This is a genomic window from Clostridium intestinale DSM 6191, from assembly GCF_900130055.1.
In the GTDB taxonomy this organism is placed as follows: domain Bacteria; phylum Bacillota; class Clostridia; order Clostridiales; family Clostridiaceae; genus Clostridium_T; species Clostridium_T intestinale.
Map to the genome: position 1 here is coordinate 393,401 of NZ_FQXU01000005.1, position 20,576 is coordinate 413,976.

The following is a 20,576-nucleotide window of genomic DNA, read 5'->3' on the forward strand; positions in this document are numbered from 1 at the left end:
AATGACCGATATTAAGCTTATTCATTTAGATTATTTTACTTAAAAGTGCAAAATATAGTGGTTGAGAGTTAAAAAGAGAATATAACAGTTTCCAGGGTCACTTTCAACTAACAAAAAAGGAGTGAGATAATATGGCAAGTATTTCATCAACAACCAGTACATCATATAATAGAATAACAGGTTTAGCTACTGGAATGGATACAGATGCTATGGTAAAACAAGCTATGCAGCCTTATCAACTTAAAGTTGATCAAGCAAAGCAAGCTAGAGATTTACAAATTTTTAAACAAAATTTATACAGAGATACAATAAAGGATCTTAGGAGTCTCTTTACGAAATATACAGATATATCAAAACCAGATTCTTTACTATTAACTAAGAATTATGGAACATCAAAGTTTACAAGTACTAATGAAGGAGCTGTTACTGCGGAAGGCCTTTCAAATGCCATTTTAGGTAATTATAAAGTAGATGTAAAAAATATAGCAGAATCAGCTAAAATGACATTCAGTAAAGATGACTTACTAAAATTTAGAGGTAATAATACAACAATAGATGTTTTAGGGGTATCTGTAGATATAGATTTAACATCTGATGCAGCAAAAAACTATTCTGAGAATGACATAATTAAGCTTTTTAACGATAAAATGAAAAGCGCTGGAGTTGATGCAAAATTTTCTAAAAGTGATCTTTCGGGAAAAGTTTTTCTTACATTAGGAAAAACAGGACTTAATGAAACTGATGCAGCTGGAAAAACAATATCTATATATACTTTCTCAAAGAAAGAACAAGGAAGTGTAACAGTAGATTTAAATAATTTCTCAGGAGAAGATGAGGCGACTTTTAAAGTTAATGGGAATGATATAAAAGTAGATTTAAAAGAAATAAAAGAAAATACTGAATTAACAGATATTGAAAAGAAATTATTAATAAAAGAAAAAATAAGAAGTTCTTTATATTTAAGTGGTATAGAGGTTAAGTCAGAAAGTAACACAGATAATATAACTTTAAATACGAAGGCTGGCGAAGAATATAGTTTGTCATTTGACTTAAAAGGTCAATCATATAGCACTCAAGGTACAACTAGTGATAAGAAGTCTTTAAATGAAGTTTTTGACAACACATCAGTTCCAGTATTTACAGCTGGTAAAGATGCTAATGTTGAAGTTACAGATACATTTAATCAAACTAAGTCACTTACATATAGTTCAAATGAGTTTACCGTTGATGGAGTAAAATTTAAAATAAATGATATTACAACATCACCAGTTACTATATCAGGCTCAAAAGATACATCAAAATTAGTTGATAAGTTAAAAGAATTTGTAAAAGATTATAATGAAGTTATAGGAAAAATAACTACAAAACTTAATGAGAAAAAAGATCTTAACTATAAACCATTAACAGAAGCACAAAAAGCTGATATGACAGATGATCAGATAGAGAAATGGGAGACTAAAGTTAAACAAGGGTTATTAAAGAGAGATAATGATTTAACCAGTATAACTTCACAATTAAGATATGCTTTTTATGATTCTATAAATGGGACTAATTTAAATATCACATCATTGGGAATAGATTTTAGTAATGATGTAGATAAGGCTGGACAGTTAGTAATAGATGAGGACAAGTTATCAAAGGCTTTAGCTGATAATTCAGAAGATGTTGTTAAGTTGTTCACTCAGTCAGCTCCAAGTGGAACTACAGATAAAAAAGAGATATACAATAATTCAGGAATATTTCAGAGAATTAAAACCATACTTAATGATTCTGTAATGACATCGTCTTCTAGTTTCTTAAAGAAAGTGGGATATGAAGGTACATCAACCTATGCAAGTAATGATATAACGACAGATTTATTAAAAAGAGAAAAACAAATATCTCTTATGGAGTCTAATTTAAAAGATAGACAAACAAATTTATATAAAAAATTCGCAGCTTTAGAAAAAGCTATGAATAATTATAATTCCCAAAGTTCATGGTTATCCCAACAATTTGGTAGTTAGAAAATATGGATTATAAAAAAACAGCTTTAGATATACAACAAGAGTTTCTTATGCTAATAGAAAAAGAAGATTTTATTGGGATAGAAAGTCTTCTTGAAAAAAGAAAAGATTTTTATATTAAATATTCTGAATATGATTCTTTAGAGTTAAAGGAATTTTTAAATTCTAAAGAGTTTAAGGATTCAGAAATAAAAATAAATCTTTCATTTAACATAGCAAAAGAAAATGTTAAGAAGGAAATAGATAAACTTAAAGCATCTAAAAATGCGGCGAAGCAATATCAAAATAATTCAGGATATAGAAATATGTTTTTTAATAAAAAAATATAAAAATTTTATATAAAAACACTAAAGTGTTTTTAGGACAAGTCGATAATAAAGTATAAGTTAAGAAAACTTAACTATAAATAAAGAAATCAAGACATGGATGTCTTGAAACAAAATTCAAGGAGGAATTTATTATGATAATTAACCACAATATGAACGCTATGAACGCTCATAGACAAATGATAGGAAACACTGCTTCTGCAGGAAAATCTATGGAAAAACTTTCATCAGGATTAAGAATTAACAGAGCTGGTGATGATGCAGCAGGTCTTGCTATTTCTGAAAAAATGAGAGGACAAATCAGAGGTTTAGATCAAGCTTCTAGAAATGCTCAAGATGGTATTTCTTTAATCCAAACTGCTGAAGGTGCTTTACAAGAAACTCATTCTATACTTCAAAGAATGAAAGAACTTGCAACTCAATCTTCAACTGGTACTCTTGATGATTCAGTTGATAGAGTAGCTATACAATCAGAAGTAGATAAGTTAAAAGAAGAAGTTGATAGAATATCTTCTACAACAAACTTTAATGGAATTAAACTTTTAGATGGATCTATAGGAGCTGGAAGTACTAGTATATCTGGATATGATAAAACTTTAGCTCTAACAGCAGCAAAAGCAACTGTAACTTCAATAACTGGAGTTGATGCAAAAGCAACTGATACAGTAATAGCAACTGCAACTGGAAGCAAAGTAAGTTTTACAACTACAGATGCAGCTGGAAATGCTACTACTAAAGTTGTAAACATTGCTGATGTTCTTAAAGATAAAGCAACTGGAGGAACATTTGCATCTGGCGTTGGTAATCAAGGAGTTATTGATCTTACTTCAGTTGGATTAGGTAGAATTGAGTTTACATCTACTGATGCAGCTGATACAACAGCAGCTAACTTAGCAACTGGAATACAGACTTTCTTTAATACTGCTCAAACAGTTACTGGTACTGCAGGTGCAGGTGGATCTTTAACTCTTCAAGTAGGAGATTCCACTGACGCAGCTCAAAAGGTTTCTGTTGATATATCAAGCATGAGTGCAGCATCTTTAGGTTTAGGTTCTCTTGATGTTAAGAGTCAAAGCACAGCAACTTCTGCTATTGATTCAGTTAAAAATGCTATAAACCAAGTTTCTACTCAAAGAGCTACTTTAGGGGCTACTCAAAACAGATTAGAACATACAATCAACAACTTAGGAACTACAAGTGAAAACTTAACTGCTGCAGAAAGCAGAATTAGAGACGTTGATATGGCTAAAGAAATGATGAACTTCTCTAAGAACAACATTCTTAGCCAAGCTGCTCAAGCTATGCTTGCTCAAGCTAACCAACAACCACAAGGAGTTCTTCAATTATTAAGATAAGCAGTGAACCAATTTTAGTCTTTTCTAAAATTGTGTGAATCGCTTACTCATTCGACATAAGGAGAAAGAGTTTCTTTAGAATTGTAGGATTAAATAATGAATTTTTAAAGAGTCAGAGTGCAAACTCTGACTCTTTTTTAATAATAGATAGCTAAAGAAAATGAAAAGGAGTTAATATAAATGAAGGGTAAGAGAATAGTATTACAACCAGAATATATGAAAGAATTTAAATGTATAGGACAAGACTGCGAAGATAGCTGCTGTATTGGATGGAAGATAGACCTAGATAAAGAAACCTATCTAAAATATAAAAAGGTTAAAAACAATGAAGTAAAGCTAGTTTTGAATAAAAGTATTAACCGTAATCGCAGTTCCAAAAATGATGAAATGTATGGAAAAATAAATTTAAATAAAGATTTAGCATGTCCTCTACTAGATGGTAAAAAACTTTGTATGGTTCACGGAACTTTAGGAGAAGATTTTCTTTCAAATGTTTGTGCTACTTATCCAAGAGCATTAAGAGTAATAGATGGTAAATATGAAAGAAGTGCTACTATGTCTTGCCCCGAAATAGCTAGATTAGCTTTGTTTAATCCAAAGGGTATTAGTTTTGAACATATAGAAGAAGACGATAAAACTAGAATTAAGGTTGATGCAATTTTTAATTCTCAAGCAAATCAGTTTCAAAATAAAGTGCAAGCTTATTTTTGGGATATAAGATTATTTAGTTTATCACTTCTTCAAAACAGAAGTTATTCACTTAGTGAAAGGTTAATAATTTTAGGAATTGTATATAAGAAGATAGAATCATTACAAGAAAGCAAACAAATCAATAAAATTACTGAAGTTTTAGAAGATATGAGTAGAATTATAGAAGATGGTATTTTAAAGGATGATATTAGAAAAATTCCTGTGAATACTCAATTGCAATTGATATTAACTAAAGAAATGACAGATGAAAAAATATCTGAAGGAATAAATAGTTCCAGATACATTGAATGTTTAAAAGAATTTCTAACTGGATTAAATTGTATAGATGAAGTAAACTATGAAGTTATGCTTGAAAAATATGATTATAATTATAAAAACTATGCAGAACCTTATTTGAATGAAAAGGAATATATAATAGAAAATTATCTAGTGAATGAGTATTTTAAAGAAGAAATGCCTTTTGGATCTTATGAATCTATGTGGGATTCTTATATATTTTTATGTGTAAATTATAGCTTGATTAAACTTCACTTAATAGGATTGTCTGGATATTATAAAGAATTAAATGATGATATTATATTAAAATTGATTCAATCTTTTTCAAAAGTAGTTCTACATAGTGATTCATATATTAAAAATATAATAAAAATAATAAAGAAAAATGGATATGATACTTTAGCGTATATGTCTATACTTGTTAAAAATTAAATATAAATTGATAAAGCTGTAACTAAGATGGATTTGAAATATAATCCATCTTTTTATTTTAAAAACTACTATTACCATATATAATATATTATGTAAATAAATATATAAAGGATGAAATTATGAATATAAAATTTAAAATAGAGTATAAAGATTTTTTAAACTTTTATACCAGTGCTACTTATAAAACAGAAAGGTTTAATAAAATAGTAAAATATACTTGGCTATTTATTTTGCTTATAGTTGCATTTGTTATTTTAGTTTCGAGTGAAAATAAATTTAGGGGAATTGCTTTCATAATAGCGATTTTAGTGTCTATTTTTATAAGGTTTTTTATGAAAGTGTTTTATAAAAATATGATAATAGCAGGATTAAATAGAAAAGAATCTACCTATATGTTTAAAGCTATGGAAGTGACGTTAAGTGAGAAAGAAGGATTGTATGTAAAGAACTTTAGAGAAAAAAGATTGATTTATTTTAATGTTATAAGAGCTTTATATATGGTAGATAATTATTTAATAATTATCTTTGGAAATAATGATTATATTTATATACCTAAAGCAGCTTTTAAAGATACTCCACAGGAATATGATTTTATAAATTTACTTAAAGAAAAAACAAATAAAACAGTAAGCAATTTATATCCACAATTTTTATTATATAAATAGTATACGAGGTGATTTGATATATGACTATAGGATTTAAATTAGATAAAGAAAAGATTTCAGCTTTTTATGCTAGAAATATTATAGAAACAATGACTTTTAAGGTAGGTAGAGTATTATTAATATTTATTTTTTTATTGATAATATTCTTGGTATGGAGGATAACAGATGATAAGGGACTTAGGATACAGGCGATTTTTGCAAGTTTAACTATTGCTATATTTTTTAAGATAATAACAAGAAAATCTTTTGGATATATATTTAATAAAAAGTATGATGATTTTAAAAAATCAGGTATGTTTGATATGATGGAGATAGGTATATTGGAAGAACATTTTTATATTATTAATTCAATAGAAAAAAGAGAAATCAGTTATGAATCAATAAGTAGTATAAATATTTCTGAAAATTACATGTTCATCATTCTTTCTAGAAAACAGTATTTTATAATTCCTTTAGATTCATTTAAAACTTCCGAAGATAAAAAAGCTTTTAGGGAGTTATTAGAAGAAAAGACAAGCATTAAGGCAAAATATGAATATCCAGATGGATTAAAGTATATCTAGAAAACTTCTCTGATAAGAAACGATATAAATATTAATAAATTGATTTCTTAAATAATATTCCATTAATAGTTAAGTAAGTATAGTATATAGTAAAGTTATGATTAATACTATTAGGAGAAATATTATGTCTATGTTAAAAATCAATGATTTAAGATCATATTTAAAAAATAAAAGTAATCAGGAACTCATAAAAGAAATAGTTGAATTATCAAAACAATTTCCTGTAGTTAAAGAGTATTACAGAACTAAAGTAGATCCAGATTTTGAAATAGAAATCTTTGAAAAGTACAAAAAAATTATTCAAGATGAATTTTTTCATTATAAAGGTTTTGGAAAGCTTAAATATTCAAATATTAACAAAGCCATTAGAGATTTTAAAAAAATATCTAAAAATTCAAAGTTGATTGCCGAACTTATGATTAGTTATTCAGAACTTGGAGTAGAATTTATGATTGAATATGGAGATGTTGATGAAAGGCTTTATAATAATATACTAAGATCTTATATTAATGCGTTAGATTATATCTTTAAAAATGGTTTAGAGGAGAAATGTAAAGACAGAATGAATCATATACGAGAAGATGTAGTAGGGGTAGATTGGGAATTTGGTGATAATATGAGTGAAGTTTATTATGAATACTTTAGTAATTTCGATAATGAAGATGAGTAAAGAAACAGAGGATGTACTGGTTAAATTTTTATGTATGCTTAAAACCTATAGAGTTTGGTATATAATATAAGAAAGCTTAATGATGTTAAAAATATAGTTGAAGTTTATTGTTAGATATAAAGCCCACTTGATTGAGAATCTAAGATTCCATATCAAGTGGGCTAAATTTTTTATTTCTTTAACTCAATAACTGTACTGCTCTTACTAACAATCTTAGCGGAGTAAGGCGTTACAAGAGTTCCGTTCTTAGTTAGAAAAGTATTGTTTTCTATAATTACCTGCATCAATTCTTCAACTTCTTCATTAGTTAATCCTTCTCTAACATCAGGAATAGTTATAGAGGCTTTACTACCATTGCTGGTGATAAAGACTAGGGAAAGTGAATGATCCATATATCTCACCTCCAGTGCTAGCTAATGTTTTTTCAAAATTCATAATACTATTCTCCTTCAGTTTCTGAAATTTTACTTACTTTAGTTAGTAAATAGTCTCCAGTTTGAGTGTTTAATACTGAAGCTATGGCTTTAGCAACATTTAGAATATTTTCAGTTGGAGCATCAAGCCTTATTCCTGAAAAACTTCTTTTTTTATAGGTTACTTCACCTGAGGGTTTAGTTCCATTGTAGATTTCTATGGCTAAAGTGACTGTTTGCAAATCTTCATTTACATTCATAATAAATCACCTCCTTCCCTAAAATTCAATGTACTAATATAATATGTTGATAAGTTAAAATTGTGTCAATATTTAATGCAAAATGTAGAATAGTGGCTATACTAGAGAGTTTTAGAGATATATAGAAATCTTTTTCTAACTTTTACATAGTATAAAGGGAATAATTTTATTAGGAGAAAGTTTCATGAAGGAAATTACGGTAAGTGAGTTTGGAAGAGATGATAAAGATGAGTATTTAAGCCACTCGGTTTGGACTGATGGAGAGGAGGTTCAAGGAGAGGTTGAGAGAGAAATTTTCTTTAATAAAGATAAAAAGGAAATTAAAGAAGAGGTAATCTTGCCTATAAATAATAATTATCAAACTTCTTTTGATGATGATATAAACTTAGAATGTAAGCTTGAAGATTTAAGATTGACCTTAATAAAACAATATCTTTATGATATTAAAGGTGATCGATACCAAGATGCTTTAAAAATCTCAATCGAGGATATTGGGAAAAAGCTAGATATAATTAAAGAGTCATCAGGAACTTTAAAAGTTAAAAATATTGGGGTTTTGATGTTTACTGAAAGACCAAAGGATTTTATTCCAGGAAGTTATATAAACCTTGTGCACTTTGAAAATTCATCTGCCGATAAGAAGCATAAAATGAGGGTTTTTGATGGGCCTATCCATGAACAAATAAGAGGGGTTTTAAGATATGTAAAAACTTATGTACTTAATTTAAATAAACTGGAGAGCGGGGATGTGTGTAACTATCCAATAGATGCTATAAAAGAAGCTGTTGTAAATGCTGTTTATCATAAAAACTATAAGCTGCATATGCCTATAGAGATTAGAATAGATAGGACTAAGTTTGTAATTATAAGTTATCCTGGAGCAGATAAAATTGTAGATGAAAATGAAATAAATGAGGGTGAAGTTTGTGCTAGAATATATAGAAATCTAAGGATTGGAGAGTTTTTACAAGGTCTAGTATTTACAACGGGAAACTCTACTGGATTAGGCAAAATGATAAAAGCTATGCACATTAATAATTCCTCGAAACCAATATTTAAAACCAATGAAAATAGGGATTACTTCTTAGTAAGGTTAAATGTAAATAAAACTTTTTTAGATGAGAAACAAGTAGGTGAAGATCAAGAACAAGAAGATTATGATGATGTAAATCTAATTGAGAAAAATATTCTTGAACTTTTAAAAGATGGACCTTTAACTAAAAAAGAGATTGCAAATTACTTTGGGTATAAGATTATGTCAGGAGGTGTTAAAAGTTCATTTGACTCGTTATTAGATAAAAAATATATTGAGAGTACTGCAGTAAGATCAAATATCAGAAATCAGAAATACAGACTTATAAAGTAGAATAGTTTGATTTTTATATAAAGATTATCGTATAATTGTAATAAGATGGATTGGGTAGGGTGAATAGTTATGAGTATTAATGATAAATTAGTTGTAAAAAGAGAAGATTTAGAAAAACTAAAAGCTGATTTAAAAGTACTCAAGGTATTGAGTGATAATAAAGATGCTTTAAGGATTATAAATGAGATGTCTGAAGTGATTGAGGATAATCTTAAGTTTGAAGAAATAAACATCAAAGATAAGATTAAAGATAAGATGACTAAAACTGAAGTTACAAACCCTGAATTAAGTTTTAAATTATATATGCTTTATAGAAAGCTAAGTGATGGAAAGATTGATGATGCAGAAGCTGCTAGGGATTTTGAGATATATACAATGATGACGAATTAATAATTGAATAAATTTTAAGCACTTCCTAGTACTCTATTAGGCATAATAGAGTACTAGGAAGTGTTTTTTTGCTTTTGTAGTAGATAGTAAGTTCAAGCTTCATATAATAGTAGAGAAAAGATTAACTAAGTTAAGGAGAAGTAATATGAAAGACGAAAGAAAAATTTCTTTTTCTCCTCCAGATATAACTGAGGAGGAAATAGACGAGGTAACTAAGGTTTTGAAATCAGGATGGATAACTTCTGGACCTAAGGTAGCAGAATTTGAGGACAAGGTTAAAGAATATTGTTCAGTTGACAAAGTTGTAGCAGTTAATTCTGCAACGGAGGCTATGGAGTTAGTTTTAAAGGTTCTTAATATAAAAGGAAAAGATGAAATAATAACAACTCCTTATACCTATTCCTCAACTTCAAGTGTAGCGTTGCATAGAGGAGTTAAACCAACATTAATAGACTTAGAGAAAGATTCATTTTTTATGGATTTAAATAAACTTGAGAGTGCTATAAATAGTAATACTAAAATGATAATGCCTGTAGACTTTGGAGGAGTTCCTTGCGACTATGATGGTATTAAGGCAGTTTTAAAAGCTAAAAATAGAGAAGATATAATTATACTATGTGACTCTGCTCATTCCTTTGGGGGAAAATATAAGGGAGAAGTTGTAGGAGGTCAGTGTGACTTTCATACTTTTTCTTTTCATGCAGTTAAAAATCTAACTACCTCAGAAGGTGGAGCTATTACCTATAATGAGAATGTTATTCTAGGAAAAAAAGATCTATACAGAGAGTTTAAAATTACATCTTTACAGGGTCAAACCAAAGATGCACTTTCTAAAACAAAAGCAGGGGCATGGGAGTACGATATCATAACTGATGGGCTTAAATGTAATATGACAGATATAAGTGCAGCTATTGGGTTAGTACAACTAAAAAGATATCCTGACATGTTAGAAAAAAGGAAAAAGATTTTTAATGTTTATACAAGTTTGCTTAAAAGTTATGATTGGGCTATAGTTCCTTTTGAGAAAAACAATTTAGGAACAGAAACTTCTTATCATTTATATTCTTTGAGAATTAGAGGATTTAAAGAAGAGAAGAGAAATAAACTAATTGAGAAATTAGCTAAAAAAGGAATAGCTACTAATGTTCACTTTAAACCACTTCCTTTATTTACTTTATATAAGAACTTAGGATATAAGATTGAAGATTATCCAAATGCTTTTTCGCAGTATGAAAATGAAATTAGTTTACCAATCTATTCAAGTTTAAGTGTTGAGGATGCTTGTTATGTTGGGGAAGAACTTATTAAAAGTATATAAAATGAACTGAGTCTGTTTTAATTGCAGACTCTTTTAAATTTATCTATAAAGTTTTTAAAGTTTATCTTCGATATAAGTTATATATAGAAATTTATTGGAGTGATGAATGTGAGATTAAACACTAATTTAATGTCTCTTAATGTTTATAAAGGATATACAAAGGCACTTAAAACTCAAGAAACTGCTTTTAACAGAATATCTACTGGGTTAAAGATTAACTCAGCTAAAGATGATCCTAATAATTTAGGACAGTCTGAGATGTTAAGACTTCAAATAAGAGGACTTCAAGCAGCTGGAAGAAATCTACAAGATGGGGCATCAATGATTCAAACCTTTGATGGGGCTTTAAATTCAGTTTCTGAAAGTTTAACAAGGATGAAGGAATTAGTTATTCAAGGTAGCACTGGTTCTTTGAATAGTGAAGATCAAGCTAATATTCAAAAAGAAATAGATCAATTAAAAGAACATATAAATTCAGTAACTAAAAGTACATCATTTAATGGTGTAAAATTATTAGATGATCAAAATGTAACTGATAATAATAAGCCTGGATTTATAACAACTTCTGTTGGCGCTAATGTTGGAGAACTTGCAAAGATTCCTACATTTAATACAAGTACAGCTACTTTGGGAAAAGATGGAGTTGGTTATTTAGAAGAAGTTAATCTTCTTGGTCCATCTTCAAAGGATAAAAATCTTGAAATTATAGATTCAGCTGTAGGTAGCGTTAACTCAATTAGAAGTAAATATGGAGCTATACAAAACAAGTTTGAATCCTTATCACAGGGGTTAGGTGAAATATCTCAAGCTGTAGAAAATGCTGAAAGTAGTTTAAGAGATGCGGATATAGCTGAAGAAATGATGAATTATTCAAGAGAATCTATATTAGTAAACTCTTCTATAGCCATGATGGTTCAAACAAATAAGCTTCCACAAGACGTTCTTCAGATATTAGAAAGAATAAAATAGTCGAAATTTGTTGTATGATTGTACCTTTTTTTGATATTAAATGTATGTTAAAGTAGAAAATGGAGTTTTTAGAATAAAAAATTATTCTGAAAACTCTTTTTTTATTTTATAGAATAAGATATCATATATCTAATGAGTAATCATTATTATTAGGCAGAAAATTCTGACAATTAAATGTGAAAAGCAGGTTTTGATAAGTTAAAAGTTATTAACAAAGATTAAAATCAATTAAAAATATAAATAAAGACATGAAAACTTGAAAAATTATGTAGAAATATCTTTAAATATAAATTATAATTATATTAAATTGTTTGTTGGATTTTAGGGTTTTAGTAAGAATGATGTAAGAATTTAAATATATAAAGAGAGGATATGAGAAAATCTATGGCGAATATATCAGAATCAACATATAATTTAATCAAAAGTGGATTAAATGCTTCTTCATTAAGAGGAGAAATTATATCGAATAATATATCTAACATTAATACAGCAAATTTTAAAAGAAGCTATGTATCTTTTGAAGATCAATTTAAAAAGAGTTCTAGTGAATTATCATTAAAGGTAACTAAAAACAAACACATAACTGATAACAACGCTTATGGTACAGCTAAAGTCTTAAAAGATGAAAGTACAAGCATGAGGACAGATGGAAACAATGTAGATTTAGAACTTGAAAAAACTAATCAGGCAGCTAATACTATGCTTTATAATGCCTTAGTTACTTCAGCTAATGGAAAGATAAGCAATTTAAGATATGTTATAACAGGTGGAGGTAAATAATTATGAGTATGTTTAATGCATTAAAGATAAGTTCTTCAGGATTAACTGCTGAAAGACTTAGAATGGATACAATTTCATCAAATATAGCTAATGTAAACACTACTAGAGGTGAAGATGGAAAACCTTATGTAAGAAAAATAGCTGTATTTAAAGAAATTTTAGATAATAAAACAGGTGGAGCAGGGGTAAAGGCTGAGAAGATAGTTGATGATCCATCTCCATTAAGAAAAGAGTATGACCCTTCACACCCAGATGCTGATGAAGAAGGTTACGTAACACTTCCAAATGTGAATATATTAAATGAAATGGCGGATATGATTTCAGCTTCAAGATCTTATGAAGCAAACATAGATACATTAAATGCAAATAAAAGTATGTTTATGAAAGCACTAGAAATAGGAAGGTAGGTATAATACGTGAAGATAAATTCATTCATTCCAAATGAACAGATTTTTAATACAAGTAATGAAAGTAAAAATAACAAAATAAGTGAAGCTGGTGGAAGTGATTTCTTTAAGATATTAAAGGACAAGCTAAACGAGGTAAATGAACAGCAGGTTAATGCTGATGAAATGACAACCAAGATGATTCAAGGTGAAGATGTTGAAGTACACGATGTTATGCTTGCAGCAGCAGAAGCTCAAACTTCTCTACAACTAGCAGTACAAGTTAGAAATAAAATAGTTGAGGCTATCCAAGAAATAAATAGAATGCAGATATAATGATAACAGTGAGGAGTTAATAATGGAGAAAATAAAAGAGATTATAAAGAAGTTCCAAGAGAAATTTAAGTCTCTTTCAAAAGGAGTTAAAATTTCTCTGATTATTGCCCTAGTTGCATTAGTAGTTGGTATTATAACCTTCAGTTTTTACTCAAGTAAAAATAAGTATGGTATTTTATTTAGCGATTTGGAAGCAAGTGATGCACAAACTATAACAGCTAAGCTTAAAGAAGCAAAAGTTGATATGAAGATAGACGGGCAAAGCATTTTAGTACCAAAGGAAAAGGTAAGCGAACTTAGATTAGAACTAGCAACAGAAATTAAGTCCGGAAGTAAAGGCTATGAACTGATGGACCAAAGTAGTTCTTTTGGTATGACAGATGAGGAATTTCAAGTAAAGAAAATACGAATGCTTCAAGGGGAATTAGAAAAAACTATAAAAAGTTTTTCTCAGATTGAAGCAGCAAGAGTACATATAACCCCTGCACAAAGTTCAGTATTTGTTAAGGATAAAACACCTGGCAAGGCTGCTGTTTATATACAGTTAAAAGCAGGAAAAACCTTAGAAAACGATCAAGTAAAAAGTATAGTAGCATTAGTTTCAGGAAGTACAGAAAACATTCCAAACGAAAATGTTGAAGTTATGGATTCAGATATGAATCTTTTATCTAAAGGGTTGTTTGATGATAATGGCGTTGCAAGTTCAACCTCAGTAGACAAACAAAGAGCAGCTGAAAAGCAGTTTGAAAAAGAACTACAACAAGCAATTATAGCTTTATATGAGCCAGTTTTAGGTAAAGGGAAAATATCAGCTCAAGTTAATGCTGATTTAGATTTTGATTCAACTTCTCAAACACAACTTGTTATAGATCCTAACAAGGTTATAGTGAGTCAAGAAACCTCTAAAGATGTTAATCAAAATGGAACAACAACAAATGGAGCAAGTCCAGTTGATAATAATTCGAGCAACACAATAGAAACAGAAAATGGTTCAGGTACTTCATCAAGTGAAAAACAAACTACTAATTATGAATCAGGTAGAACAGAAACTAAAACAATAAAAGCTGAAGGCGGAATAAGAAGAGTTACAGCATCTGTTATGGTAGATGGAAACTTAGATGCAGCTACTCAAGAGCAGATGAGTAAATCTATAGCTAATGCTATAGGGCTTAAAGCAGATAGAGGAGATGAAATATCAGTTATCGGTATGACGTTTGATCCAAGTGCAAACCAAGAAGCTAAAGCTCAACTAGATGCTATGCAAGAAGAGATAGCTAAACAAGAAAGAATGACCTTAATAAGAAATATTGCTATAGGAGCTGGTATAGGAATTATAGCTATAATAGCACTTATCCTATTCTTAAGAAGCAGAAGAAAGAAAGATGCTACTGATGAACCACATATCCTAGACATAGTTGTAGGAGAACAAATAAAACCTAAAGAACCAGTGGTTTATAATCCAATAGATTTTGAACCTAACGATGAAGCGAGTCACATAGAAAGTGAAGTTAAAAAATACGCAAAGGAAAAACCAGAACAAGTAGTTGAAATACTTAAGTCTTGGCTTAATGAAAGAGAGAGGTGATTGAGTGGCTAAAGATACAAAACTAACTGGAGTTCAAAAGGCTGCAATACTTTTTATTACTTTAGGACCAGAGGCATCCTCATCCATAATAAAAAAATTGCCAGAAAGTGAAATTCAAAAAATAACTTATGAAATAGCTAACATAACCTCAGTTACATCTGAACAAAGACATGGTATATTAGACGAATTTGTAGAGATGAACAAAGCTAGAGACTATCTTTTAGAAGGTGGTATGGATTATGCAAGAGTATTACTTTCTAAAGCTTTAGGTGCTCAAAGAGCTGAGGAGATATTAGAGAAGGTTTCTGATGCTACAGCTCAATATAGACCTTTTGCAATAGCAAGAAAAGCAGATTCTCAGCAGCTTTTAAATGTAATAATTAATGAGCATCCTCAAACAATAGCTTTAATACTATGTTATCTTCAGGCAGATAAGTCAGCTCAAGTTTTAGCTGAACTACCAGAAGAGATACAATCAGAGGTTGCATACAGAATAGCTACAATGAGTAATACTTCTCCAATGGTAATCAAAGAAATCGAAAAAGTTCTAGAAGGTAAGTTATCATCTGTAATTAGAACAGAAATGACTACCTTAGGTGGAGTAGATACCCTTGTTGATATATTAAACCAAGTTGATAGAACTACTGAAAAGAATATTACAGAAAGCTTAGAGAGAGAAGATGCAGAGTTAGCTGATAGAATTAAGAGTTCTATGTTTGTATTTGAAGATATCATCACTCTTGATGATGTATCTATTCAAAGAGTTCTTAGAGAAACAGATGCTAAAGAACTTGCACTTGCTCTTAAAGGATGTTCAGAAAGCGTTGCTGAAGCTATATTTAGAAATCAATCTAAGAGAGCCGCTGCTTCATTGAAAGAAGATATGGAATTCTTAGGACCAGTAAGACTTATGGATGTTGAAAAGGCTCAACAAAAGATTGTTTCAGTAATTAGAAGACTAGATGAAGCCGGAGAAATAATAATTTCAAGAGGTGGAGAAGATGCGCTCATCTTATAGTGTAATAAAAAAAGATAACTTAAAATCAGGTGAACAAAAAGTAATAACAACTAGCTATACTTCTGTTTCTAAAGCTTCCTTTAGTGAGGATGGCTCTGGAGCGGACAATAGAGATGACATAATGCAAAGTTTCAATTCCATAGGTGAGAATATTGTAAAAAATGCTAGAAGAGAAAGAGACAATATTTTATATAAGGTTATGGAAGAAGCAAAAACTATAGAAAAAGAAGCTTATGAAAAGGGATATGCACAAGGCGAAAGTAATGGCTATGAAGATGGTCACGAAAAAGGCTATAGGGAAGCTTATGATGGAACTATAGTAAAGGCACAAGAAGAAGCAAACAGATTAATAAGTGAAGCCAACGAAGTTCTTTTAAAGTCTAATGATGTCTATACCAAGTATTTAGAAGATAAGAAAAAAGAAATAGTCAATCTTGCTATAAATATTGCAGAGTCAGTTTTAAAAAGAGAGTTAGGAAAAGAAAATGGTATAGATGAATTAGTAAAAGAATACATAGAAGCTTCAAAAGGGAATAAAGTTTTTTTAATAAAGTTTAATAAAAAACATAGTGAAAGTATAAAAGCTCATGTTCAAGAGTGGAAAAGTTATTATGGTATTGAAGAAATTCATCTAATTGAAGATGAAAGTATTCTAGAAGGAAATGCTGAGATACATAAAGATAACGGCAAATGTATAGTTGGAATTGATATAGGTATGGAAAAGATTAGAGATGCTTTAATTGGGTAGGTGAATATATGATTTCAATAGATTTTGAGCTTTTAAATAAAAAGGTTAAGGAATTATCCCCTACATACATAGAAGGAAAAGTTAAAAAGATTATAGGATTAACTGTTGAAGTTGAGGGCATTAAAGCCTTTGTAGGTGAACTTTGTACAATCTATAATGAGAGAAATATTCCTATAAAGTGTGAAGTTGTAGGATTTAAGGATAATGAAGTTATACTTATGCCACTTGGAGAACTTAGTGGGATATCACCAGGTTGTAAAGTGGTTCCAGAGAGAAAACCTCTTAGCGTAAAGTGTAGTGATAATCTTTTAGGTAAAGTATTAGATGGATTAGGAAATCCACTTAATGAAGATGAAATAGGTTTTGGAGAAGATTATCCTTTAGATAATTCTCCTCCAGATCCATTAAAAAGAAGAAGAATAAAAGATGTTCTTCCAACTGGGGTTAGAGCTATAGATGGATTCTTAACCTGCGGAGAAGGTCAGAGAATTGGGATATTTGCAGGTAGTGGAGTTGGTAAAAGTACTACCTTAGGTATGATAGCTAGAGAAGCTAAAGCAGACATAAATGTCATAGCATTAATCGGAGAAAGAGGTAGAGAGGTTTTAGACTTTATTCAAGCTGATCTTGGAGAAGAAGGAATGAAAAAGTCAGTAGTAGTATGTGCAACCTCAGATAAACCTGCACTTATAAGATTAAAAGGAGCACTTACAGCTACAGCAATAGCTGAATATTTCAGAGATCAAGGTAAGAAGGTTATCCTTATGATGGACTCTGTTACTAGATTTGCAATGGCTCAAAGAGAAGTAGGGTTAGCTATAGGAGAACCTCCAGCAACTAAAGGCTATACTCCTTCAGTTTTTGCTAAACTTCCTATACTTATGGAGAGATCAGGAACTTCAGATAAAGGTTCAATAACAGCTTTTTATACAGTTTTGGTTGATGGGGATGATTTTAATGAACCTATTGCCGATGCGGTAAGAGGTATATTGGATGGACATATAGTTTTATCTAGAGCTTTAGCTCATAAAAATCACTACCCGGCTATTGATATTCTTAACTCGGTTTCAAGACTTATGCCATCTATTGCAGAAGATAATCATAAAGATGCTGCATCGAAGGCTAGGGATTTGTTAGCTACTTATAAGGAAGCAGAGGATTTAATCAATATAGGTGCTTATGTCAGTGGAAGTAACAAAAAAATTGACATAGCCGTTCAATATAATCCTTACATTGAGAAGTTCTTAAAGCAAGGGATAAAAGAAAAATGTGGGTTTGATGAAAGTGTTAGAACATTAACATCAATGTTCTAGATGGAGGAAAGATGGCTGATAGATTTGTTTTTGGTCTAGAAAAATTATTAGACATAAGGGTTAAAAAAGAAGAAGAGTCTATAAGAGAGTTTCAAGAGGTAACAAGACAAAAGAAGATTGTTGAAGACCATCTAACTTCTCTAAAAGATGATTATGAAAAACATAAGGGAATAAAAAAAGGTGAAAGTGTAGTCTACCAAAAGATAAAAAGAAACTATCTAATGGCACTTACTCAAGGAATAGACCAAACTGAAAGAGAGTTAGTTGATAAAAGTAAGCAAGTTGACTACAAAAGAGAGATAGTAAAACAAAAGACTGTAGATAGAAAAACTGTAGAACTACTAAAGGATAAAAAGTTTCAAGCCTTTAAACAAGAGCAAGATAGGGTAGAGAGAGTTAGTAATGATGAATTCGCTCTATATTCATATTTTAGAAATAGTGAAAGGGGGTGAGAAATAAGTGAATATTAGTCAGATAAACTATACGCCAGACTTTAAAGTAGATAATACTTCTTATAAGGCAACTACTGAAAGTAGTGACAAAAAGAGTTTTAAGGATACTTTAGATAAAAGTACAGGTGTAGATAAAACCACTAAGAAGGTTGAAAACAATGAATCGAGTAAACCTAAAGATGTTGAAAATACAAATGAAGTAAAAAAAGAAGCAGTTAAAAACGATGAAACTAAAGTAGAAAACAAAGTTGAAACAACATCAAATAAAAAATCAACAGAAACTTCGAAATCAGATGAAGTTTCAAAAGAAGAAATTAAACCAAATTTCCTGGGAAATAAAGATGAAGAAGTTAATGAGGTTGTGATATCTACTTTAAGCAGTTTATTGAACCTACTTAATACAATTAAAAATCAAATTACTACTTCAGAAGTAAAGTCTGGGGAAGTTTCTACAGAGTTAAGTAGTTTAGTAACTAAGTTAGTAAATGGAGAAGTAACTTTAAAGGATGTATTATCCAATCCAAAACTATCATCTGATTTAAAAGAAGCGTTTAAAGCTAACAACTTTGACAATCTACCTAATGAAAAAGATGCTAAGTTAGGACAAGAAGTTATGAAACTTTTTAATTTAGAATTAACTGATGAAGTTAAAACAAGTGATATAAAAACTCTAGTGGACAATTTAGTAGCTAAGGTTTCAGAAGTTTTAGATAATGCTTCAACTAATAAGATGGTTAAAAATTTAGAGCAAAAACCAACAGTATTAGATAAATTAACTACACTAATTAGTAAAGAGTTAGAAGTGCCTGTAACTAAAGTTGAAACTAATGCCAAAACAAATGAACTTCAAAGTTTGTTAAATGAACAACCTAAAAAAAGTGATTTTGATGTATTAGAACCAAAAGTTCAATATAGAACTACTGAAACTAATTCAAACTCAGTTAAAGTTGACCAAGAAGATAAAGTTAGTTACACAAAGTCAGAAACTACTGCTAAAGAAGATAAGTTTTTAAGTGGACTTCTTAGCGATAATAGTAAAGATGAAAAAACTTTACCAAAAGTAATTCAATTTACACCACTTAACAGTACAACTACTGCAAGTAATGTTTCAAATGAAACACCTGTAGTATCTAAAAATACAGTTGTACAAGATGTAATAAAGACTTTTAAGTACATGGAAGACAATAGTTTAAAAGAACTTACTGTTAAGATTAAACCTAAAGAGTTAGGCGAAATAACTATAAAGCTAATAACTCAAGGTGAAATTATGAAAGCAAGTATAAATGCATCTAATAAGGAAACTTATGATTTATTAAGCTCCAAAGTTCCAGAAATAAAACATGCATTAAATACTCAAAACATTAAAATTGAAGATGTAAATATAGATTTTAATGATAGTTTTCAATCATTCCAATCTGGAGAAGGTAACTTTTCTAGAGAAGAAAGAAACAGTTCACAAAACACTACTAAATACTCTGCTAAAGATAGTATAGAAGCTACAGATGCAGAAGATAATTTAGAAACCTTAAATAATTTAAATATTTTAGCATAGGAGGGAAAAGAATGGCTTCAACAAGTGCAATTGGATACAATGGATCCGCTACTGCAACGGATAGAGGAACTAAGATAGTGAAAGCTGGTAGTGATTTAAATAAAAACTCATTTCTAAAGATATTAGCAGCAGAGTTATCCAATCAAGATCCAACAGCTAATGTAGATTCAACTCAATACATATCTCAGATGGCTCAGTTTACATCAATGGAGCAGATGGCAAATCTTAATACTACAATGTCAGGCTTTGCTAATCAATCATTAGTTGGAAAAGGTGTAACAGTAAATGTATTAGATAGTGAAGGTAATCCTTATACAGGAGTTGTTAATGCGGTTACGACTCAAAATGGCTCTACAACACTGTCTGTAACAGTAAATGAAAAAGGAACTAATGTTGAAAAGAATTTTGATTTAAACACAGTGGTAAGCGTTGTAAATGTACCAGACTACTCATTACCTGTTCTTACTAATTTAAATGGAAACATGAGCTTTTTATTAGCATCAGGGTTTATAGGTAAAAATGTTGAGTTAACTGAAAAAGACAGTAGCGATAAAAATATTAAAGGAACAGTTATTGGTGTAAGTAAAGATAATGGAGTTGTAAATATAAAGCTAAAAGTAGATGGCAGTGATGAAATATTGACAGTAAGTGTTGATAAAGTAAGCAAAGTAGAAAATAAAGAATAG

Annotated in this window: 23 protein-coding genes; 21 read left to right on the forward strand and 2 right to left on the reverse strand. The window is 29.7% G+C overall.

The features are described from left to right. Positions 1-131: 131 nt before the first annotated feature. The 7 genes from fliD to BUA92_RS23475 all read left to right on the forward strand — a co-directional run bounded on the left by fliD (position 132) and on the right by BUA92_RS23475 (position 7,004). Positions 132-2,006 carry a flagellar filament capping protein FliD gene (gene fliD, locus BUA92_RS08435; RefSeq protein WP_073018619.1) on the forward strand — a complete coding sequence of 625 codons (1,875 nt, stop codon included), beginning with the start codon at positions 132-134 and terminating at the stop codon, positions 2,004-2,006. A 5-nt stretch (positions 2,007-2,011) separates the two neighbouring features. Next, the gene (locus BUA92_RS08440; protein WP_073018621.1) at positions 2,012-2,335 is read left to right on the forward strand and encodes a hypothetical protein; all 324 of its coding nucleotides are present in this window, start codon (positions 2,012-2,014) and stop codon (positions 2,333-2,335) included. A gap of 131 nt (positions 2,336-2,466) precedes the next feature. Continuing rightward, positions 2,467-3,687 (forward strand): flagellin N-terminal helical domain-containing protein, encoded by a 1,221-nt coding sequence (locus BUA92_RS08445; protein ID WP_073018624.1) that lies wholly within the window; start codon positions 2,467-2,469, stop codon positions 3,685-3,687. Between the two features lie 180 nt (positions 3,688-3,867). Further along, complete coding sequence (gene fliB, locus BUA92_RS08450) at positions 3,868-5,106, forward strand: flagellin lysine-N-methylase (RefSeq protein WP_073018626.1); 1,239 nt, start codon at positions 3,868-3,870, stop codon at positions 5,104-5,106. Positions 5,107-5,225: 119 nt separating this feature from the next. Next, positions 5,226-5,771 (forward strand): YcxB family protein, encoded by a 546-nt coding sequence (locus tag BUA92_RS08455; protein ID WP_073018628.1) that lies wholly within the window; start codon positions 5,226-5,228, stop codon positions 5,769-5,771. A gap of 20 nt (positions 5,772-5,791) precedes the next feature. Next, positions 5,792-6,334 carry a YcxB family protein gene (locus BUA92_RS08460; protein ID WP_073018630.1) on the forward strand — a complete coding sequence of 181 codons (543 nt, stop codon included), beginning with the start codon at positions 5,792-5,794 and terminating at the stop codon, positions 6,332-6,334. Between the two features lie 124 nt (positions 6,335-6,458). Beyond that, positions 6,459-7,004 carry a DUF6155 family protein gene (locus BUA92_RS23475; RefSeq protein WP_073018632.1) on the forward strand — a complete coding sequence of 182 codons (546 nt, stop codon included), beginning with the start codon at positions 6,459-6,461 and terminating at the stop codon, positions 7,002-7,004. A gap of 170 nt (positions 7,005-7,174) precedes the next feature. Here BUA92_RS23475 and BUA92_RS08470 read toward each other — a convergent pair whose 3' ends face one another. Together BUA92_RS08470 and BUA92_RS08475 are read right to left on the reverse strand one after the other, a co-directional pair. Next, entirely contained in the window at positions 7,175-7,396 is a 222-nt protein-coding gene (locus BUA92_RS08470; RefSeq protein ID WP_021800908.1) for a DUF2922 domain-containing protein, read from the reverse strand. 47 nt (positions 7,397-7,443) lie between these two features. After that, positions 7,444-7,677 carry a DUF1659 domain-containing protein gene (locus tag BUA92_RS08475; RefSeq protein ID WP_021800909.1) on the reverse strand — a complete coding sequence of 78 codons (234 nt, stop codon included), beginning with the start codon at positions 7,675-7,677 and terminating at the stop codon, positions 7,444-7,446. 184 nt (positions 7,678-7,861) lie between these two features. Between BUA92_RS08475 and BUA92_RS08480 the strand changes: the two genes are divergently transcribed. The 14 genes from BUA92_RS08480 (at position 7,862) to BUA92_RS08545 (ending at position 20,576) form a co-directional block, all read left to right on the forward strand. Further along, on the forward strand, positions 7,862-9,043 hold the full coding sequence (locus BUA92_RS08480; protein WP_073018635.1) for a hypothetical protein: 1,182 nt from the start codon (positions 7,862-7,864) through the stop codon (positions 9,041-9,043). A gap of 69 nt (positions 9,044-9,112) precedes the next feature. Further along, positions 9,113-9,433: a hypothetical protein gene (locus BUA92_RS08485; RefSeq protein WP_073018637.1), complete on the forward strand. Its 321-nt coding sequence runs from the start codon at positions 9,113-9,115 to the stop codon at positions 9,431-9,433. Between the two features lie 106 nt (positions 9,434-9,539). Further along, on the forward strand, positions 9,540-10,751 hold the full coding sequence (locus BUA92_RS08490; protein ID WP_341412127.1) for a DegT/DnrJ/EryC1/StrS family aminotransferase: 1,212 nt from the start codon (positions 9,540-9,542) through the stop codon (positions 10,749-10,751). 129 nt (positions 10,752-10,880) lie between these two features. Then, positions 10,881-11,720 (forward strand): flagellin, encoded by an 840-nt coding sequence (locus BUA92_RS08495; protein ID WP_242950112.1) that lies wholly within the window; start codon positions 10,881-10,883, stop codon positions 11,718-11,720. A gap of 384 nt (positions 11,721-12,104) precedes the next feature. Next, complete coding sequence (flgB, locus tag BUA92_RS08500) at positions 12,105-12,500, forward strand: flagellar basal body rod protein FlgB (protein ID WP_139259322.1); 396 nt, start codon at positions 12,105-12,107, stop codon at positions 12,498-12,500. A 2-nt stretch (positions 12,501-12,502) separates the two neighbouring features. Then, positions 12,503-12,907 carry a flagellar basal body rod protein FlgC gene (gene flgC / locus BUA92_RS08505; RefSeq protein ID WP_021800928.1) on the forward strand — a complete coding sequence of 135 codons (405 nt, stop codon included), beginning with the start codon at positions 12,503-12,505 and terminating at the stop codon, positions 12,905-12,907. 9 nt (positions 12,908-12,916) lie between these two features. Next, positions 12,917-13,222: a flagellar hook-basal body complex protein FliE gene (gene fliE / locus BUA92_RS08510; RefSeq protein WP_073018646.1), complete on the forward strand. Its 306-nt coding sequence runs from the start codon at positions 12,917-12,919 to the stop codon at positions 13,220-13,222. 22 nt (positions 13,223-13,244) lie between these two features. Then, complete coding sequence (fliF, locus tag BUA92_RS08515) at positions 13,245-14,807, forward strand: flagellar basal-body MS-ring/collar protein FliF (RefSeq protein WP_073018648.1); 1,563 nt, start codon at positions 13,245-13,247, stop codon at positions 14,805-14,807. A gap of 4 nt (positions 14,808-14,811) precedes the next feature. Next, positions 14,812-15,825, forward strand: coding sequence for a flagellar motor switch protein FliG (gene fliG / locus BUA92_RS08520; protein WP_073018650.1), 1,014 nt, complete (start codon positions 14,812-14,814; stop codon positions 15,823-15,825). Next, on the forward strand, positions 15,809-16,573 hold the full coding sequence (locus tag BUA92_RS08525; RefSeq protein WP_073018652.1) for a FliH/SctL family protein: 765 nt from the start codon (positions 15,809-15,811) through the stop codon (positions 16,571-16,573). The genes fliG and BUA92_RS08525 overlap by 17 nt, the downstream gene beginning before the upstream one ends. An 8-nt stretch (positions 16,574-16,581) precedes the next feature. Then, complete coding sequence (gene fliI, locus BUA92_RS08530; protein WP_073018654.1) at positions 16,582-17,886, forward strand: flagellar protein export ATPase FliI; 1,305 nt, start codon at positions 16,582-16,584, stop codon at positions 17,884-17,886. A gap of 11 nt (positions 17,887-17,897) precedes the next feature. Then, on the forward strand, positions 17,898-18,338 hold the full coding sequence (gene fliJ / locus BUA92_RS08535) for a flagellar export protein FliJ (protein WP_073018657.1): 441 nt from the start codon (positions 17,898-17,900) through the stop codon (positions 18,336-18,338). 7 nt (positions 18,339-18,345) lie between these two features. Then, positions 18,346-19,890: a flagellar hook-length control protein FliK gene (locus BUA92_RS08540; RefSeq protein WP_073018659.1), complete on the forward strand. Its 1,545-nt coding sequence runs from the start codon at positions 18,346-18,348 to the stop codon at positions 19,888-19,890. 11 nt (positions 19,891-19,901) lie between these two features. After that, positions 19,902-20,576 carry a flagellar hook assembly protein FlgD gene (locus BUA92_RS08545; protein WP_073018661.1) on the forward strand — a complete coding sequence of 225 codons (675 nt, stop codon included), beginning with the start codon at positions 19,902-19,904 and terminating at the stop codon, positions 20,574-20,576.

Bases quoted from the DNA above. Each gene is read 5' to 3' on its own strand.
- BUA92_RS08545 (WP_073018661.1), top strand. From the start codon at position 19,902: ATGGCTTCAACAAGTGCAATTGGATACAATGGATCCGCTACTGCAACG.
- BUA92_RS08440 (WP_073018621.1), top strand. From the start codon at position 2,012: ATGGATTATAAAAAAACAGCTTTAGATATACAACAAGAGTTTCTTATG.
- BUA92_RS08470 (WP_021800908.1), bottom strand. From the start codon at position 7,396: ATGGATCATTCACTTTCCCTAGTCTTTATCACCAGCAATGGTAGTAAA.
- BUA92_RS08495 (WP_242950112.1), top strand. From the start codon at position 10,881: ATGTCTCTTAATGTTTATAAAGGATATACAAAGGCACTTAAAACTCAA.
- fliB (WP_073018626.1), top strand. From the start codon at position 3,868: ATGAAGGGTAAGAGAATAGTATTACAACCAGAATATATGAAAGAATTT.
- BUA92_RS23475 (WP_073018632.1), top strand. From the start codon at position 6,459: ATGTCTATGTTAAAAATCAATGATTTAAGATCATATTTAAAAAATAAA.
- BUA92_RS08455 (WP_073018628.1), top strand. From the start codon at position 5,226: ATGAATATAAAATTTAAAATAGAGTATAAAGATTTTTTAAACTTTTAT.
- BUA92_RS08485 (WP_073018637.1), top strand. From the start codon at position 9,113: ATGAGTATTAATGATAAATTAGTTGTAAAAAGAGAAGATTTAGAAAAA.
- fliI (WP_073018654.1), top strand. From the start codon at position 16,582: ATGATTTCAATAGATTTTGAGCTTTTAAATAAAAAGGTTAAGGAATTA.
- BUA92_RS08525 (WP_073018652.1), top strand. From the start codon at position 15,809: ATGCGCTCATCTTATAGTGTAATAAAAAAAGATAACTTAAAATCAGGT.
- flgC (WP_021800928.1), top strand. From the start codon at position 12,503: ATGAGTATGTTTAATGCATTAAAGATAAGTTCTTCAGGATTAACTGCT.
- BUA92_RS08480 (WP_073018635.1), top strand. From the start codon at position 7,862: ATGAAGGAAATTACGGTAAGTGAGTTTGGAAGAGATGATAAAGATGAG.
- BUA92_RS08460 (WP_073018630.1), top strand. From the start codon at position 5,792: ATGACTATAGGATTTAAATTAGATAAAGAAAAGATTTCAGCTTTTTAT.
- BUA92_RS08475 (WP_021800909.1), bottom strand. From the start codon at position 7,677: ATGAATGTAAATGAAGATTTGCAAACAGTCACTTTAGCCATAGAAATC.
- fliF (WP_073018648.1), top strand. From the start codon at position 13,245: ATGGAGAAAATAAAAGAGATTATAAAGAAGTTCCAAGAGAAATTTAAG.
- flgB (WP_139259322.1), top strand. From the start codon at position 12,105: ATGGCGAATATATCAGAATCAACATATAATTTAATCAAAAGTGGATTA.
- fliD (WP_073018619.1), top strand. From the start codon at position 132: ATGGCAAGTATTTCATCAACAACCAGTACATCATATAATAGAATAACA.
- BUA92_RS08445 (WP_073018624.1), top strand. From the start codon at position 2,467: ATGATAATTAACCACAATATGAACGCTATGAACGCTCATAGACAAATG.
- fliJ (WP_073018657.1), top strand. From the start codon at position 17,898: ATGGCTGATAGATTTGTTTTTGGTCTAGAAAAATTATTAGACATAAGG.